At 41.5% G+C, this 18,189-nt stretch carries 14 protein-coding genes; 6 read left to right on the top strand and 8 right to left on the bottom strand.

Annotated elements, in window-relative coordinates:
* The first annotated feature begins 18 nt into the window (after window positions 1–18).
* Together FRX45_RS19520 and FRX45_RS19515 are read left to right on the top strand one after the other, a co-directional pair.
* Window positions 19–825, top strand: a complete 807-nt coding sequence (locus FRX45_RS19520) for a glycerophosphodiester phosphodiesterase (protein ID WP_152270161.1) — start codon at window positions 19–21, stop codon at window positions 823–825.
* A gap of 361 nt (window positions 826–1,186) precedes the next feature.
* The gene (locus tag FRX45_RS19515; RefSeq protein WP_152270160.1) at window positions 1,187–2,596 is read left to right on the top strand and encodes a tetratricopeptide repeat protein; all 1,410 of its coding nucleotides are present in this window, start codon (window positions 1,187–1,189) and stop codon (window positions 2,594–2,596) included.
* A 200-nt stretch (window positions 2,597–2,796) separates the two neighbouring features.
* Here the strand turns inward: FRX45_RS19515 and FRX45_RS19510 are convergent, their stop codons facing one another.
* From FRX45_RS19510 to FRX45_RS19500, 3 genes are all read right to left on the bottom strand, one after another.
* Window positions 2,797–4,221 carry an L-serine ammonia-lyase gene (locus FRX45_RS19510; protein WP_152270159.1) on the bottom strand — a complete coding sequence of 475 codons (1,425 nt, stop codon included), beginning with the start codon at window positions 4,219–4,221 and terminating at the stop codon, window positions 2,797–2,799.
* A 78-nt stretch (window positions 4,222–4,299) separates the two neighbouring features.
* The gene (locus tag FRX45_RS19505) at window positions 4,300–4,803 is read right to left on the bottom strand and encodes an FKBP-type peptidyl-prolyl cis-trans isomerase (protein WP_152270158.1); all 504 of its coding nucleotides are present in this window, start codon (window positions 4,801–4,803) and stop codon (window positions 4,300–4,302) included.
* Between the two features lie 52 nt (window positions 4,804–4,855).
* Window positions 4,856–5,179 carry a hypothetical protein gene (locus FRX45_RS19500; protein WP_152270157.1) on the bottom strand — a complete coding sequence of 108 codons (324 nt, stop codon included), beginning with the start codon at window positions 5,177–5,179 and terminating at the stop codon, window positions 4,856–4,858.
* A 178-nt stretch (window positions 5,180–5,357) separates the two neighbouring features.
* Between FRX45_RS19500 and FRX45_RS19495 the strand changes: the two genes are divergently transcribed.
* The 3 genes from FRX45_RS19495 (at window position 5,358) to FRX45_RS23370 (ending at window position 7,454) form a co-directional block, all read left to right on the top strand.
* Entirely contained in the window at window positions 5,358–6,290 is a 933-nt protein-coding gene (locus tag FRX45_RS19495) for a hypothetical protein (RefSeq protein ID WP_152270156.1), read from the top strand.
* Window positions 6,291–6,294: 4 nt separating this feature from the next.
* Entirely contained in the window at window positions 6,295–6,972 is a 678-nt protein-coding gene (locus tag FRX45_RS19490) for a lysoplasmalogenase (RefSeq protein ID WP_152270155.1), read from the top strand.
* A 332-nt stretch (window positions 6,973–7,304) separates the two neighbouring features.
* Window positions 7,305–7,454, top strand: a complete 150-nt coding sequence (locus FRX45_RS23370) for a hypothetical protein (protein ID WP_193311783.1) — start codon at window positions 7,305–7,307, stop codon at window positions 7,452–7,454.
* Between the two features lie 233 nt (window positions 7,455–7,687).
* On the opposite strand, the gene FRX45_RS19485 is transcribed toward FRX45_RS23370, so the two are convergent.
* The 5 genes from FRX45_RS19485 to FRX45_RS19465 all read right to left on the bottom strand — a co-directional run bounded on the left by FRX45_RS19485 (window position 7,688) and on the right by FRX45_RS19465 (window position 16,636).
* Window positions 7,688–9,223, bottom strand: a complete 1,536-nt coding sequence (locus FRX45_RS19485) for a SusD/RagB family nutrient-binding outer membrane lipoprotein (protein WP_152270154.1) — start codon at window positions 9,221–9,223, stop codon at window positions 7,688–7,690.
* Window positions 9,224–9,243: 20 nt separating this feature from the next.
* Window positions 9,244–12,738, bottom strand: a complete 3,495-nt coding sequence (locus FRX45_RS19480; protein ID WP_193311782.1) for a SusC/RagA family TonB-linked outer membrane protein — start codon at window positions 12,736–12,738, stop codon at window positions 9,244–9,246.
* A gap of 301 nt (window positions 12,739–13,039) precedes the next feature.
* Window positions 13,040–14,137: a FecR family protein gene (locus tag FRX45_RS19475; protein WP_152270152.1), complete on the bottom strand. Its 1,098-nt coding sequence runs from the start codon at window positions 14,135–14,137 to the stop codon at window positions 13,040–13,042.
* A 74-nt stretch (window positions 14,138–14,211) separates the two neighbouring features.
* A complete protein-coding gene (locus FRX45_RS19470; protein WP_152270151.1) occupies window positions 14,212–14,772 on the bottom strand; it encodes an RNA polymerase sigma factor in 561 nt (186 codons plus the stop codon).
* 166 nt (window positions 14,773–14,938) lie between these two features.
* Window positions 14,939–16,636 (bottom strand): AsmA family protein, encoded by a 1,698-nt coding sequence (locus FRX45_RS19465; protein ID WP_152270150.1) that lies wholly within the window; start codon window positions 16,634–16,636, stop codon window positions 14,939–14,941.
* 201 nt (window positions 16,637–16,837) lie between these two features.
* On the opposite strand from FRX45_RS19465, the gene nhaA reads away from it, so the two are divergent.
* Window positions 16,838–18,007 (top strand): Na+/H+ antiporter NhaA, encoded by a 1,170-nt coding sequence (nhaA, locus tag FRX45_RS19460; protein WP_152270149.1) that lies wholly within the window; start codon window positions 16,838–16,840, stop codon window positions 18,005–18,007.
* Window positions 18,008–18,189 lie beyond the last annotated feature (182 nt).

Below are 18,189 nucleotides of genomic sequence, written 5' to 3'. Positions count from 1 at the left end.
TTTTATTAAAACACAAAAATGCTGAAATATAAAACTGTAATCGTATTTTTTATCTTTTGTACAACTGCATCGCAATTCTCTTTTTGCCAGTTTTCATCGCCCATAACGCATACGAATTATTACCTCATTGCCCACCGCGGCGGCGTGGTAGACAGCAGTCGTGCCGAAAACAGTTTGCCTGCCCTTAAAGCAGCTATTGAACGCGGATACAAAATGGTGGAAATTGATATGAGGCTGACTAAGGACAGTGTATTGATCATTCATCACGATATGAATTTTAAACGATACTTCGGACTGGATAAGCCGGTATCAGAGATGAACTGGGAAGAGATAAGGAAATTAAAAAGCAATACAGGCAGCAGGGTGTTGAAATTTGAAGAGGCATTACAATATTGCAGCGGCAAAATTGAAGTAATGATTGATAATAAGATCCAGGGAAACGATACTGCTTTATTTGGAAGAGTATTTGCCTTACTAAAAAAATACAAATTGGATAAAGCGGCATTGATGATTGGCACGGACGAATCAACAGATTTTTTTACAGGTAAGATAAAATTAAGCTGCACCAGGAAACAGTTAGAAGAAAATATGCTGAAGCCAGGATATCGCCCTTCGCATTATTACCTGTTTGGCAGCGAACTTACCCGTGATGATGTGGAATGGGCCAGGCGCAACAATATACTGGCGGTGGGCGTGATAAATGCCTGGCGATACAGGCGGTTTGCTAACCCGGCGGCTGAAGCAGAAAAAGATGCGCAGCGTTTAAAAGCTACCGGATTGAATCACTTCCAGGTTGATAGTGAATTTGAGCGATTCTTCAGGTAACATGCCTGTCAAACCTGCTCAATGCTAATATCCTATTTGCCTGTTTGTAAACAGGCGGCTACATAGAAACATTCCCTGACGATTTTTCCCACGAAGGTGTGACCAGACGTTAATAAAAATGGATCTCACCACAAAAATGGATCCCACCATCTTAAAATCCTTGTTTGCATAGATTACCCGCCGGTCACGCTGGGTTTCTGGTGACCCATTCATCCGCAAAAGGCACCGGTCTGTTCATGCATTTTTTTTCGAAGCAGGCCCAAACCCCACATAGAAAGGAACCCCGAAAAATGTAAATTTGGATAGCAGATTTCGCAAAAACTTGTCATTGCTTTTTTTACATCCATTTAATACTTATAAAATGAGAAAAGAAGCTTGCGTTTTCCTCCTTGTATTATTGATCCAATCCGCTCTGATCAGGGCACAATCAGGCACAATAGATAGCTTGAAAAAACTATTATTAACAGACTTGCCGGACAGCAGCAGGAGCCTCGTATTATCCAAACTAGGCGGACAATACATGATTTCGAACCCGGATACCGCCCTTTTATTATCCCTTCAGGGACTGGCTTTGGCCAAAAAGATTCATTATATAAACGGGGAAGCCATCGGGTTAAATCAAACTGCTTCGGTATTTAACATTACCGGAAATTATCCCAAAGCCCTGGAATACTTTCTGGAGGCATTAAAGAAAGGGGAAAGTATCAACAATCCTGTAAGGATAGGGTCGGCGCTCCTGAATATTGGAAGCGTATATTTTTACCAGGGTGATCACAGATTGGCCATTAATTATACCCAGCAGGCCAGGGTGCTATTTGAGAAGTCCGGTGATATGTCTTATTTTTTTATGAGTACCTTACTCAACCTTGGCGACTATTATGAGAAATCGAATCAATTGGATTCTGCCCGAATCTATACCCAGCAAGCCCATGATATGGCAGTGAAATTACAGGATACAGATTTTGTTGGGATGACCCTGAATAATATGGGTAACATTTATTCAAAAATGAAACAACCAGAAATTGCGATGGAGTTTTACCGTTCGGCCCTGCCAAATCTTCGTCTCGCCGGAGATGACGATGCGATTTGTGAGTGCAGCCTTGGTATGGCAAACCTTTTCCAGAAAAAAGGGAATCAGGATTCCTGTCTGTATTATGCGCGTTTGTCGGCGGCTGCTGCTCAAAAAGGGGGATTCACAAAAAGGTTGCTGAATGCTGGTAATTTTCTGGCTGATTATTATAAAAGCATCCAAAAAATTGATAGTGCTTATTTATACCTGAATCTTACCGTTGCTGCAAAAGACAGTCTTTTTAGCCAGGAGAAATCAAAGCAAATTCAGAATCTTTCCTTTACAGAAATGCTTCGGCAACAGGAAATATCAGAAGAAGCGACTTCCAAAAGAGAGGAGCGAAATATTAATATTCAAAATATGTTCATAGCCGTTGGGCTTGTAAGCTTTACCATTCTGTTTTTTTTATTAAGCAATTCTGTGATTGTAAATGAAAAATGGATAAAGTACCTGGGCATCATTGGCTTGTTGTTTGTTTTTGAATTTATCAACCTTTTTATCCATCCCTATATATCCTACGCCACCCATCATTCGCCTTTAGGAATTTTATTAATTTCGGTAGTAATAGCAGCCCTTATTGTTCCACTGCACCACCGGGCTGAAAATTTGGTTACGCATAAAATAGTGGAGAAAAACAAGATATTGCGTCTTGCTGCAGCCCAAAAACTCATCGCAAAACTGGAAGCTGAAAAGCCCCGGTAATTTAGAAAATGGGAATATATTCAACGAGGTGGGACATTGTTTAATTTAAAAAATGCAAAATTAAAGTGATTAACCTGTACTGCCTGTTCAACACAAACCAATCCCGCAGACCTTTCAGACTACCCTCATTTCCACATCTCACCGTTTTCACATCTTCACATTTTCAAATTTTCACATTTTCAAATTTTCAAATTACCCAATCAACATTCTTTCAAACCCAAAGGTATATGAATGGCCAAGCCCCCTTCGGCGGTTTCCTTGTATTTATGGTTCATATCAACAGCCGTATCCCACATTGTTCTTACTACGGCATCCAAAGAAACTTTTGCAAAATCGGGAGTGCTCTGCAAGGCCAGTTGCGATGCGGTGATGGCTTTTATAGCGCCCATGGTATTTCTTTCTATGCAAGGCACCTGCACCAGCCCGGCAATAGGATCGCAGGTTAAACCCAGGTGATGTTCCATAGCTATTTCAGCGGCCATAAGGGCCTGCTTTTGTGTGCCGCCCATCGCTTCTGTTAGTGCTCCGGCCGCCATTGCCGATGAAACGCCAATCTCGGCCTGGCACCCGCCCATTGCCGCCGAGATGGTAGCTCCCTTTTTAAAAATGCTTCCTATTTCAGAGGCGGTTAATAAAAACCGGATTACATTTTCTTCCGTATCCCCGTTGCAGAAAATAATATAGTATAGCAACACAGCGGGAACAACACCTGCCGCACCGTTAGTAGGCGCAGTTACCACCCGCCCGAATGAAGCGTTTTGCTCATTAACGGCAAGCGCGAAGCAGCTTACCCAGTCTAAAATATAGTTAAACCCATTTCCGCCTTCCTGTATGGCTTGTATCCATGTAGAGTAATCACTGTATGTTCTCCCCTGCAATAATTTTTTATTCAGCGCGGCGGCACGGCGTTTTACATTTAGTCCGCCAGGCAATATGCCTCCTTCATGACAACCTTTATATACACAATCCTGCATTACCCGGTATATCCGTAAAATTCCTTTCATAGTATCTTCTTCCGGCCGCCAGGCGCTTTCATTTTCCATCACCACCTCGTATATGCTTAACCCCTTCATGCACCAATGCAACAGGTCTGAGGCGGTATTGATGGGAAAAGGCAGTTGCACCACATTGGCTTTTCCCGTTTCTTTCCCTTCCTGCTGCACAAAGCCTCCACCAACAGAGTAATAGGTTTCGGCAATTTTGTTCCCGGTGTTAAGCGTTACTAAAAAGGTGAGCGCATTAGGGTGAAAGGGAAGCGCTTCTTTCGACAGGAAAACAATATCCTCATAAGGATGGAACACAACACTTTGCTTTCCTTGTAACAGCAAACTGTTATTAATAGCAATATCATTGATGCAGGTAAGGATATTTTCCACGGCAAAGGTTTCGGGATCTTCGCCACATAAGCCCAGTTGAACAGCAATATCGGTACCGTGGCCCTTACCCGTTTTAGCTAAAGAACCATACAACAGCACCTGCAATGATAAAACTTCATTCAACAGGTGCTGCTTTGCCAGCTTAGCGGTAAACAATTGTGCCGCCCGCCATGGACCCAGCGTGTGGGAACTGGAAGGACCCACCCCTATTTTAAACATATCAAATACAGAAATGGCTTCGTGTGGCAAGGGTATACGTTTCTATAAAGATAAAGGCTTTGAAGCATACGAATACCTCAAAGCCTCTAACAAAAAACTTCGTTTTAACTACTGTACTTCTGCCAGTTCCAGGTTAAATACAAGGATCGAATTAGCAGGTATAATCACATTGCCATTGGAATCCTTCGCGTCTTTATCGCCATAACCCAGGCTGGGGGGGACAAACAACTTTATTTTTCCACCGGCTTTAATATGTTTAAGCCCTTTTTGCCAGCCGGCAATCAGTTCGCCCAGCCGGAAGGATACCGGTGTTCCATTGCTTTTATCAAAAACCTGGTCGTTGGTTAATGAACCTGTATAATTTACGCTGATCACTGAACATACTTCAGGTGTTTTGCCCGTTCCCGCAGCTTCTATAACATAATACACGCCGGATGAGTCTTTTTGGGCGGTAATATTTTTAGCTGCCAGGTACATTTCAACCTGCTGCACTTCGCTACCAGGGGCTTTTATACTGAGCTCACTGTAAGGACAACCCGTTTCCTTTTTTAAACATGATCCAAATACCAGAACAAGGGACACCATAGAACCATAAAAAGATATCTTTCTCATACTAATTTTCCTTTATACCCATGATATAAACACTTATCAAAACGTTGCATCTTTAATTGGTTTTAACATCCTCTGCTTCTTTACCCTTTAATTCAAGATAATGCTGTTCATTCATCTCCCATTTATGCCGCCGGTTAAATATGGAAAAAAAAACAGCTATAGCCAATACCGCTATAATTAATACCAGCGGATTAGACTGCGTATTGCCTACCATGACGGCTCTTTTATCCCATCCCGACATATAATTGATAAGTATAGGCAGTGCAAGCAGTAACCCTAACGGAAGCCCAACCAGTAACTGGTAAAATAACCTTTTTTGCCTCGCCCGGTTTTGTTCCCAGTACACTAAAAACGCCTTTTCATCTTCACTTAACATGCTAATAAGATTGAAATGCAAATATAAGTAAGCCTTTAACGGGGAGTTGTCTTCTCTTTTTTTTTATCGTTTACAGGCAAAAGGAGATTAAAACTTGCAACCGGTTAGTTTTTAGATTTTTGTAACTTGTGCCCCTGATTCTGTGTTTTTATTCCTTTACTAAAAAATAGCCGGCATTTTGAAGATAGCACATTTACTTGGACAATACCTGCTCCAAAATAAAAAAATGCAGTTACAGGGCATTGGTGAATTTGTATTGGATAATTTTTATGAAAATCCATTTGAAAATGAAAAGGGCAGGGTCAGGCTTCCCGGAAATACTATACAATTTTCGCCTGATAAAAAAGCAAAGGAAGATACTGGGCTTATTGAATTTATTTCGCAACGCACAGGAAAAATAAGACCACTGGCTTCATCTGATCTTGAAGATTTCTTAAATATTGGTAAGCAATTATTAAATGTAAGCAAGCAGTTTTATATTGAGGGCTTAGGTACTTTGATTTTAAACGACAGCAGTAACTATGATTTTATCCAGGGAAATGAAGTGATGGTGGCGACGGCTCCTGAAGAAATAAATCCCAAAAAACGCATTGTAAAAAGAGAAGAACACACCGATGATATGTCGTTTGAGGATGGATATCCGAAACCTGCCAAAACCTCTGCTAATGCGCTCCGCAAATTATTGATATTATTTGCGCTCGTACTTGGCCTTACTATAATAGGATGGATAGTGTATTATTTTTTTCAACAGTGGCAGGATAAAAAAAACGGGCAGGAAAACACACTGGAAAATATTCAGCCTGTCATTCCTTCTCCGGCCCAGGCACAGGATTCTTTAGCAGCGGGAAAAGACAGCCTGGCCACCATTTCACCGGTAAACACCAATGGCGATTATACCTATAAAGTGGTCATTGAAACCGCCAAACGCCAGAGAGCGTTGAACAGGCATAAAGATCTGCAAAAGATGGGGTACGATGTACAACTCAGCACGGAAGATTCCATCACGTTTAAACTATACACAGTGGTTACAGGCCCTTTATCCGATACAAGCCGCAGCCGCGATTCAATTACCCGTTTTTTTGGAAGAAAGGCCAGGATTGAACTAAAATAAATACATGAAGCGGATCTCGTTTGCATTGGGCTGCATATACGGGCTGGCTGCAATAGCAGATATTTTTTTTGTGTTCAATACATATGAACAGGAACGGCTAATCAGCAAACCATTATTGATGATAGTGCTGATGCTGATGTATGCGGCTGAAACCGGGGTAAGATCAACCTTTTCAAAAATATTTTTGTGCGCATTATTGTTTTCCTGGTCCGGAGACCTGCTTTTGATGTTCAATGGATTTTTCATTGGTGGTTTATCGGCTTTCCTGGCAGCACATGTATGTTATATTATTTATACACTTCGCATCAATCCCGGAGCAAAAGGAGTGCTGCAATTTCAGCCCCTGTTTGGCATACCCATCCTGGCATGGGGGATATTATTATCAGGTTTGCTTCTTCCCTTTTTGGATACACTTAAAATTCCTGTAATTATTTATGCCACCGTGATCTGCATCTTTTGGACGCTGACACTTAACCTGTTTGGAAAAACAGATAAAAAAACAGCCGCTTTATTTTTTTGCGGAGCCGGCCAGTTTGTCCTTTCCGATTCTGTATTGGCGGTAAACCAGTTTATTTACCCCTTTAAAATTTTACCTCCACTAATAATGCTCACGTACTGTTCGGCTCAATTGCTGCTGGTTTTAGCCAGCATAAGGCATCTCCGTAAAATAAATTCAATATAATAATAATTTATATAAATATTATTATCAGTATAATAATAAGTTTATGTTGAAAATTTGTTGATTCCTTAACGTATCGCGTACCAATAACTGTTTCTTTTACAATAAAACGGACTACCTTTGCGTTTATAATACACTATGTACCAGCTAAGCCATGTTTAAAATGGCTTTTTGCTTATTGCCGCTTAGATCGCTTCCTGCCATACACATTATTACGATCGTTATTGCCAGATCATATTTTGATTGTTCCATATGAATGATACATTTTGCTGAAAATGTAAAAACACAATTCCGGTACGCCTCAGCAGCGTGCTTCATGTTAAAACAATTACAACATGGAAACAATGATCAATGACCTGTATTTTGACAAAGAGATGGTGAGTACTTTAGAAAAAAAGAAAGTAGATATTGATATATTATACGTCTATCTTATGAACGGCAAAATTACCCTGCAGGAATATTTATATCTGTGCGGCGTAAAATAAATCTGCTGTTAAAATATCGGTCATAAAAACCAAAGCGCCGTTTACCCGGCGCTTTGGTTTACAATATTATTAATCACACTCTTTAATGTAATTTATATGCTTTCGCTTATACTTCTTTTTATACGTCTTAAAAAGGGATAAAAAAACGGGATGCTTATCGCATCCCGCTATAATTAATAGTGCTATCAGGTTAGTGGAGTCAGGGTCAATTCAATTGAATTAGTTTACTTACTTTATTTATCCCACCAAACCCGGGTTTTTAAATCATCTGCACCTAACCACTGTACCGCTTGTGCATAATTGGTTTCATTTATCCGCGTTTCATCCGCAGGATATAAGGCTCTTCTGGCAATATATCCCGGCCCCTGCGTGCCAATAACAATTTCAGGAAAACCTGTTCTTCTCCATTCAAACCAGGCTTCATAGCCTACAAAATAGAGTGACAGCCATTTCTGGCGTGCAATTTTTTCAAGCTTCTCCTCTTGTGTACCAGTGTAGGCAACGGTTGGCTGTGTATAATAGCTATTATCAGGGATAACATCCTCGCCATTCAGTTTAAGATAAGATGCTGCATATCTGGTGCCTACTCTTTCCGCATAATAGTTAAACTGATCTTCAATACCATTAAGGTAATAATCCGCCGCTGCTGTGGAGCCACCGGATATGTATCCTTTTTCTGCCGCTTCTGCCAGATTAAATTGCTCTTCTGAATAGGTTAATATAATACCCTGGGCTGCATCTTTTGATGCCAAATCAGGGGAGAAAGAACGTGGCGCCCAAAGCATGCCTGGCGCGGAATAGTTTCGGGGATCAGACAATGGTCCATTTCCATTCACGCCTCCTACGTATTCAAAATTTGCCGGATCCGGATCTGCTCCAACAACACTAACCTGTGTAGGAAGTGCATATACGGGCAGGCGCGGATCGTTGAGCAATTTTAAATTATCTACCAGATTTTTAGAAACACGGGTACTGGTTACATAATCACTGGCGCTTCTGGTGAACAATGGCATGGAATTACCATCGCTGTCAGCAATATAGTCCAGGGCCGCCTGGTCGGCATTTGATGTAAACAAAGGATATTTGGCAGGGTTGTTTAAAATATTGGCCAAAGCAGGCGAAGGATCAACCTGTTTGGATTGACGCATCAATAAGCGAATCATCAGCCCGGTAGAAAACTTTTTCCACCTGCTGATATCACTGTTAAAAATAATATCGCCTATTACGTTTTCACTTGTAGATCCCAAAAGCGTATTGGCTTCTTCCAAATCAGCCAGCAATCCTGCATACACCGCTTGTTGTTGCTCATACTTTGGGCTGGCAATTCCCTGCAATTTAGCATTGGCGGCTTCCCTGAAAGGAATAGGACCATATAAGTCGGTAAGGTTCTGAAACATCCACGACCGCAATACCAGCGCTACTCCCTTGTAATTATTCAGTCCATCGGCATCGGCTATTGTGATCACTTCGTTTAAATCGCGGATGTAATCATAATAGTTCCATAAAAAAAGTCCACTCGCATCAGCCCGCGTCCAATTGCTGAAATTGCCGCTAAAATCATTATAATTCATATCTCCTGCTATAACACCCATCCTGTAGGAACTTCCAAAATTACCGTTAACAGATCCCCGGATAACATTGGTGAACAACACTCCAGGGCTTGTAATTTTATCAGGAGAGTTGGGATTGGTGTTAATTTCTTCAAAATCCTTTGTACAGCCCGCCAGGAAAAGGAAGGCTAAAAATATGATTGGTTTATACTTTGTCATGACTTTTAATTTTGTAGGTTTTAAAAATTCAGGTTAAGACTAATGCCCACTTCCCTCATAGAAGGAACACTCATGTTTTCAAAACCCGGTATCAGGCCATTGCCTGTCGTAGCTATAGCAACTTCCGGATCAAAATGATGGTTACTTTTCGGCCTGAATAATAAAAGGTTTCTGCCTGTTAGAGAAATCTTCGCATTCTTGATAAAAGTGCTGCTAATCAGCTTGTATGGCAAGCTATACCCTACAGACAGCTCACGTAATTTAAAATAGGTAGTACTGAACAATTGCGCTTCAGAAATATGATCCAGTTGCCCTTTAACCATGCTCCTGATATCTGTACCATATACACCGGCATCTAATTTGCCGCCATCACCGGTTGAGTTAGGCTGATAAGAACCGTCAGGCATAAGCGCCGCGCCTTTTGCATAGTAAGGTGCATCGTATTCCGTACCGGGCGCCCTTTCGCCGCGTCCCCATGCACTTTCTATTAACTGGCCCGAGCCTGCCGCTTTATTGTAAAAACGGGAAATGAATTTACCGCCAACCTGTCCTGCAAACAGAAAATTAAGATGAAAATTCTTATAGGTAACCTGGCTGTAAAAACCACCGATCCAGTCGGGATTAACATTTCCAAGATACATTTCTTCAGGAGTGATCATTGCTCTTCCGTTAGTGCCGATAATGATCTGGCCTTTCAACGGGCCATCGGGTACTCTTTGATAACCGGGTCCCCATATAGCGCCCATCTTTTCCCCTACGCGAGCCTGTATAGAAGCATCTTCACCAGGGGCAGCCTGAACAATCTTCTTCACATCTTCTGTTAATGATACTACTTTGCCAGTATTGTGTGACCAGTTGATGGTAAAGTTCCATTTCAAGCCCCCCGCTGTATTTACAGGGGTAGCGGATAACATTATTTCAACACCGGTATTCTTAATTTCACCGGCGTTAATTACACGTGATCCCTGCCCTGAGCTTTGAACCATTGGCAAACCAAGTACCTGGTTCCTTGAACGGATATCATAGTAAGTAACATCTAAGCCTAAGCGATTATTAAAAAAACCAAGCGAAGTTCCTACTTCATAAGTTGAAGTAATTTCCGGCTTCAAATTCGCGTTCTTCAATTCACTGTTTCCAATCAAAGAGTAATTGCTGCCCCATGGAGCCCCGTAACCGTAAGTATTTACCAAAGAATACGCACCAGCATCGTTACCCACCTGCGCCCAGCTAAACCTCAGTTGCGCCTGGCTAATAGCGGCAGGAAGACCTAATATATCTTTGATGTTGGTATTTAAGCCCACGGAAGGGTAGAAATAGGAATTATTATTGGAAGGCAACGTACTCGACCAGTCGTTACGCGCAGTTAAATCTAAATATACAAGACCCTTGTAATTAAGGTTTGCCATGCCGTATACACTATTGATTCTTTTTCTGGAACTGCTATTGCCTGCCCCTAACAGCTCAGAAGTATTGGCTAAATTATATACGCCGGGTACTAATAGTCCATTATTATAGCCTCCAAGGTTACTTCCATTTTGATCGAAACGATTAGAACCTGCAGACAGCACATAGCCAAAATCACCGTCTGCCGCCTCTCCATTATAAGTTAAAAGCAGATCGGTATTTCTTTCTTCATATTTTATCATTGTTTCCTGATAAGCACCCTTTGGCTGATCAGCAGTACTAACTGCGGTCTTCATAGGGCGAAAATCGTAATAGAGATCTTCCGCAGTACGCAATTTCAATTTCAGTTTATCTGTAAATGCATACTCAAAGGCAACGTTACCATATAATCTGTCTTTATTCTGCCCTTTAGTATTTTCATACATCAGGAAGAAGGGGTTATTGTGATTTTCCCCGTAATTAAACTGAAACTGCCTGAGACCTTCATAACCAGCCTGCCAGTAATTGCGCAGGGCGTTTATATCTACCTGCCTTGTCATCCAGGTAAAAATGTACATGAAGGTATTGCGGCCATAACCATTATCGGGGCGGTTATCGCTTTTTTGCTTCATGTAATTGAAGTTGATCGAAGAAGTAAGCTTATTGGTTAATTTATAGTTGCCATTGAAGCTTACCTGGTAACGGTCGAGGTTATTGTTAGGTATTACGCCTTTATCATTAAGTGATGAAAGCGAAAGCCTGTAAGTGCCTTTATCATTACCACCCGATAATGCAAGGTTGTTATAGAACTTGCTTCCGGTATTAAAAAAGTCCTTTATATTATTGGGATGTGATACCCAGGGTGTTTCAATAACATCACCCCGGTTATTAATCGCTACATCGCCTCCCCTAAAACCACCGGTAGTGGGAGAAGTAACTTGTTTTTCCAGCGTATTATTGTCTAAGCGTGGACCCCAGCTCTCATCATAGGAATCTCTAACGCCGTCAGGATAAATAGACCAGGAGGCGCCAAAATTGGAGCCTTCGTAATTTCCATCTCTGCCCTGTCCAAACTGGTTTTGGAATTTAGGCAGCCAGGCCACTTCTTCTGTAAAATAATAAGTATTGAAGTTTACGTCCATTCCCTTTTTAGCGCTACCCTTTTTAGTAGTGATTACTATAGCGCCATTGGCCGCACGCGAGCCATATAAAGCCGCCGCGGCCGGCCCTTTCAGTACGTTCATGGATTCAATATCCGCCGGGTTTACTTCTGCCGCACTGTTGCCATAATCAGCGTTGGCACTCCAGTTATTTACGCCATCATTGCCAACCGGCACACCATCAATTACAAACAGCGGTTGGTTGCCCTGCATATTTAATGAAGATTCTCCGCGAATGGTAATGCGTGATGAACCGCCTACCGCCCCGGTGCCGGAAATTTGAACACCTGCCACTTTACCTGCGATTCCATTTACAAAATTAGATGATGGCGATTCATTCAACTGGGCGCCGTCAACCTTTTGAGTAGAATAACCTAATGATTTCTTTTCACGGGAGATACCCAATGCCGTCACCACCACTTCCGACAATCCTTTTTTGTCTGTCTCAAGCCGCACGTTTACGGTAGCATTATTATCAGCGGCAACTTCCCTCGCTATAAATCCAACAGAAGAAAAAACCAGTGTAGCACTGTTTCCGGCATCTATGCTGAATTCGCCTTCAGCATTGGTTACAGTGGATGTATTGGCGCCTTTTACCTGCACAGTAACGCCCGATAAAGGGTTACCTTCTTCATCCGTTACCCTTCCGGTAATAATGGCCAGGCTGGCAGAAGGCGTAAAGCTCAGCACTACCAGTTCGTTGTTATTAACAGTGTAACCTAAGCCGGTGCCTGCAAGTATCCGGTTCATCACTTCTTCAAAAGCGGCTTTCTGTACCTTAATGGTAACCCTGCTGTTTTCAAAAACAGGATCATCGGTATAAAGAAAGCGGTAGCCCGAATGCTTTTCAATAAGTGTAAGCACATTTCTTAACGGCTCTTTTTTTACAGAGAGAGAGATCTCCTTTTGCGCATTGGCCAAAAGAGCGATTTGTAAACTTAATAATGTAGTAATAATGAAAGAAACTTTCATAATAACCTTCCATTTCAGGGAGTAGAGCAAGCCTTGCCCGTTCCAATTAGTTTTGGAAAAATGCATACCTTTAATTGTTGAGTTGAATAATAGGGAACATATATTACTGTGTTCCCATTTGCTTAATGGGGGAGATGTTGGCGCATCTCCCTTTTTTAATTTTTAAGTCATAAATATTTGTTTAGTAATACTAAATTTATTTTTAGCAATTGTAAAACAATTGCAATATTGCTGATTTACCTTTACATAAAAAATTTTTGCGCTCTTTGTATGCCGATTTAATAATTCCATAATAACTACCCTACCGGCTTTTTGCTTTACCAATAATTACCTTTCTGTTTTCAATCGTATACTCAAAGGCGGCTATTTCCCTCAATGCGTTAAGCGCTTCTGTTATATCTTCTTTTTCAAATGATCCTGTAAAAGTGAATTTCTTCAGGCGTTCATCATTAAACTGTATAGACACATTATACCACCGTTCCATTTTTTGAGCCAGGCTTGAAAAAGGTTCTTTGTAAAAAGCCAGCTTGTTCTGTATCCATGCTATTTCGCTAATGCTGCTGTCAACAGGGTTGGGCTTTATCTTTCCCAGAAAGAAAACAGCTTCTTTGGGTGGCTGAACGATGTGTTTTGTTTCTTCTGAAGATGAAACGGCTGAGGTTTTGCCAATAATTATTTTTTCATTGGGGCGAAGCATTATTTTTCTTTCCCGGTCATTTTTTGAAAATACTTCTATAACGCCCTGTATAAGCGAAGTTTCCACGGTTGAATCTTCAGTATATGCCTTTACATTAAAAATGGTTCCTTTTACCAGTATATCCACATCACCGGCATGTACTACCAAAGGCATTTTTTCGTTTTTTGCTATATCAAAAAAGGCTTCTCCGCTTAAATAAATCTCACGGGTACCCGCGCCAAAATCTTTGTTGTAGGAAAGTTTGCTGCCGGTATTGAGAATAACAGAAGATCCGTCGGGCAGATGAACGGTGCTTTTCGATCCGCCATTGGTTACCACTTCATTGAGAGGAACTGTTAATGGAGCAGTTGGCCGGCTGTTGTTCAGCATAAACCAGGCAGATACCATAATAACAAGGGAGGTGGCAACCCATAAAGCGTATCGCTTTTTTCTTTTAGCTTCCCCGGTTACCATTATAATTTTGTTTTCAACGGGAGCACTATCGGTGCTTAACAAAAGCCGGAGCGCATCTTTACTTTTTGCTTCATCGGCACCGGAAGTTATTTTTTTAAGCGGTATGGCATGCAGGTCGGCCAGCAGTTCATTCAAATGATGTGCATCGCCGGGTTGTTGTAATAAACGACCCAGTTCCGAAAGTTCTTCCTCAGAAATCTCATTATTATATTTCCGGGCCAATAACTCCCATATCCTCGAATCGGGCATATTATTCAGTTAACATTTATATATAGAGGATACCCTTAACAGGCATTTACCCCCAAAGGGGAATAATATATTTTTCAGGAAGAAAAGGAAAGTGGAATGGACTGGCTGAGCTTTTTTAAAGCGATGCCCATCTGGTTCTCAATGGTTTTTTCAGAAAGTCCGAGTAATTCGGCTACTTCGCGGTATTTCAGATCGTTTTCTTTTACCAGGCTAAATATGAGTTTGCATTTGGGAGGCAAAGCCCCGATGGCTTCATTAATGCGCCGGTGCAATTCGGTGGTGATCATTATATCATGCGGTGTGCTGTCGAGAATACACTCAAAATCATTAAGTGTGTGCAGCGATTCGGTTAACCGCTTTTCCCTTTTTAATTGCTTGAGTGCCTTATTTTTAGCACAAATAAACAAATACATTTCGGGTTTAGCGATGTTATACAACAAATGCCTTTTTTGCCACAGCGCCAGGAACACGTCATTAACAATCTCTTCTGTTGATTCCTTTACCCCTGTAAACGCATATACAAAACGAAAGAGGCGATGAAAGTATGCTTTGTGCAAGGCCCATAAAGCAGATTCATCGGCACCGGCTGCCATCCGGTTAAATAAACCAGCGATATTGATGATAGCATGCGACATCGTTTTACAGCACTGAATTATACAAAAGAGAGAAAAAATAAGTTTACTAATACTTAACAATTATAAGCCTTTTTTATTTAACGGCAAACATTAAATATTCAAACGGCTGTGGCACAGATGAGATTTCCGGCTGAGCATAACGCGTAATTATTTTCGTGCCCGGTGGCTATTCCTTTTCTTTTTTATGCGGAATTGTGGTTTCTTTTACCCCTTCAAAAAGCGTTTTCCAGGATAAATGAAAGATAGAGCGGTTAATCACCCTGTCAAAATGCACATCAACAATTCTTGGCGCTTCCTTTTTTGAAGGATTGGAATTTTTTATGATCATATTGGCTCCCCAACTCAGCAATTTTTTTTCTTTCAATGCTTTGGTATTCTTATCTTTTTTTAAAAGCGCCACTTTTAAATCATCATACAAAAACTTTACTGTTCCATCCATCCCATAATCATAACCTTTAAAATCGAACCGCAGATCATGAATGCGGCCTTCTTTTACACGGGCGCCGCCGAGCGGTTCAGTAATAGTGTTAAGCGCTGTTGCATTCAAAGCGCCAAGATGCCCTTTGATATCGAACCTTCCTTTGGTATTGAACAAATAAAATGTCCATAATGTTTGAACAGGAAATTGATTTAAAAACCGCGCCTGTATATCGGCGGTTATTGTTTTTTGCGACGCCGATTTTTTGTTGGTAACATTACTGATTACGGCATTCACATTCCCGAATGTAACCTTGCCAATTTTTTGCAACAATCGTCCTTTCTCTTTATACTCCACGAAGCTGTTTCTCAAAATCATTTTTTTAATCTCCAGCGGGAAAGGTAACCCGGCCACTTTCTGATGCGGGTAGGTGCCAATCTTACTTCTGGGATCGGGGGGCATCGTCATATCCCTGTATATTTTAAATGACGCGGATTGTATCATAAGGCTGTCGGCTATAAGTTCCTCTTTCACCAGGCGTTGAAAATTGAGCCGGTGAAAAGAAATTTGTTTTATGTCTATATTAAACCGGTCGGCCTGCCTAGCTTTTTTGGCAGCAAACTTCGTTTCACTCAAAGCGGGTATAATGCGAAAACGTTCTGCATTAATTTGCTGGTATGCCGAATGCATAGCAATGTTATCAACCTTATAGGTATACAACTGGTCGGGAGATGACCATAATAACGTTGAGCACGAAATGGAAAATTGTTTCGAAAAGAGTACCCTCGAACTGTCGCGGCTGGCAACACTGTCAATGGCCACATCCCGCAATTCCATATGCGTATCCATAAGCTGGAGTTCCTGCTTCCCGGTTTGCATATTTTTGGTAATGATTTGTGCACCCACAATGAGCAAAGTATCAATTTTAATCCTTTCCAGCTCTCCCAGTATTTGTTTATATACTTCCTCCTGAGGCACACGCCTGCTGGCATTTTTTCCACCATGCGTATAAAGGATTTCAATAACAGGACGATTGATCTGCAATTTCCCTCCCACTATTTCCTGAGTGAGCAAAGCCTTTGGCGTTTGTATGCCGGTAACGGTTATAGAAGGAATTTCAATCCGGAAAAGCATAGGAGGCTCATCCTTTTTTTCCTTCATCACCAAATACCTGGCGCTGTCGTACTGTAAGGTAAGATTGGATATGGATAAATTTCCGCCCACTTCGTTTAACTCCATGTTGTCATAATGAATATTATACAGCCGCTCTGTTTTTTCCCTCACTTTCGACTTAACCTGGTCGCGGATCAATTGCTTCTTTATCGCATTCCAATATACTATAGCAAGGGTAACCGCGATAACCAGTATCAGCAAAATACCAGCCATGATCGCCTTACCCCTGCGTGTAGACGTAGATTGCCTGATACGGTTACGAATCGCCCTCATATACAAATTATTAATACGAAAAGATACTGGCTGCTCAAATCAAAGCTTTATGAAAGATAATCTTTTTGGTACTACTATTATGCCAATATACCAACGCCAGGCAGAGCTTTCAACTCCCATTATCCCGCTGGCTATGAAAAGAAGGACTGGAAAGTGGCTTTCCGATTCGGCAGCTTAATGAGATGATCATATATTTGAAGTATGGCAAAAACATTTTTGCGAAAGATAATAGTTAATCCATTACAGCGCATGGTAAGCGACAGCCGCTCTGTAGGCATTATTCTTTTCGTCTGCAGTGTATTGTCCATTGTTATTGCCAACGCTTCTGCCGGTGAAGCATATATCGCTTTCTGGAATACTGCCATTCCTGCCCCTCCCGGCATTCACCTGCCCCATTCCCTGCTTCATTGGATCAATGATGCACTGATGGCTGCTTTCTTTTTTTTGGTGGGGATGGAAATCAAAAGAGAATTGCTTATTGGCGAACTTTCTTCGCTCAAAAAATCATTACTGCCTTTATTTGCCGCCATAGGAGGCATGCTCGTTCCGGCCGCAATTTATTTATTGTTCAACAAACAAACCATTTTTCAGCATGGATGGGGCGTCCCCATGGCTACAGATATTGCATTTTCGCTGGGCATCGCTTCCATGCTGGGGAAAAAAGTACCCGCTTCCTTAAAAACCTTTTTGATGGCGCTGGCTATTATAGATGACCTCGGCGCTATTGTCATCATCGCCTTTTTTTATGGCGGCTCCATTCAATGGCTCTACCTGCTATGCGGCATTGGCATTGCTGTTGCATTGTTTTTATTTCCGCGGCTGAAAATTAAATTTGGCTGGTGGAATTTTGCGCTGGGTATAGTACTGTGGTATTGCTTTTTCAATTCCGGTATACATGCAACCATAGCAGGTGTGCTATTTGCATTGACCATTCCACTATCCTGGTTAGAAAAGTTGGAACACCGCCTGCATATACCCGTTTATTTTATTATGCTTCCGCTTTTTGCATTGGCAAATACCGCTATCATTATACCACCTGAATTTATTGCTGCTCTCAACAGTTCCTTAAACTATGGGATCATTGGTGGCTTATTCATTGGGAAGCCATTGGGCATTATAGCAGCCTGCTGGTTATTGGTAAAGCTCAAATGGGGCGAACTTCCCCGCGGTATAAGCTGGATGCAGCTTACCGGTATTGGCATATTAGCAGGCATTGGTTTCACCATGTCTATATTCATAACCATGCTGGCTTTTGAAGATACGGCAACACAGGATATAGCCAAATCGGGGGTATTGATCGCTTCCGTGATGGCAATGATAACAGGCTATATCTGGCTGTATTTTTCTCCCGGGAAAAAATCACGGCAATAATGCTTACACTTTATTGATTTGGGATAACCCTTCAGCAGGTATCGTATGCACTTATCCCTGTTACACCCCTGTTGGTCTAAAACCATTTGCACATTCACAATTACGGAAGTCATCGGCCGTTCTACAGCCGATATAGCTGCTTTGCATCTTTAGGGTATTGTTTCCTGTTAGCATAAATCAAT

Source organism: Agriterribacter humi, from assembly GCF_009192765.1.
GTDB lineage: Bacteria > Bacteroidota > Bacteroidia > Chitinophagales > Chitinophagaceae > Agriterribacter > Agriterribacter humi.
The sequence above is the reverse complement of the archived record's forward strand: the minus strand, read 5'-3'. Positions and strand labels throughout refer to the sequence as shown.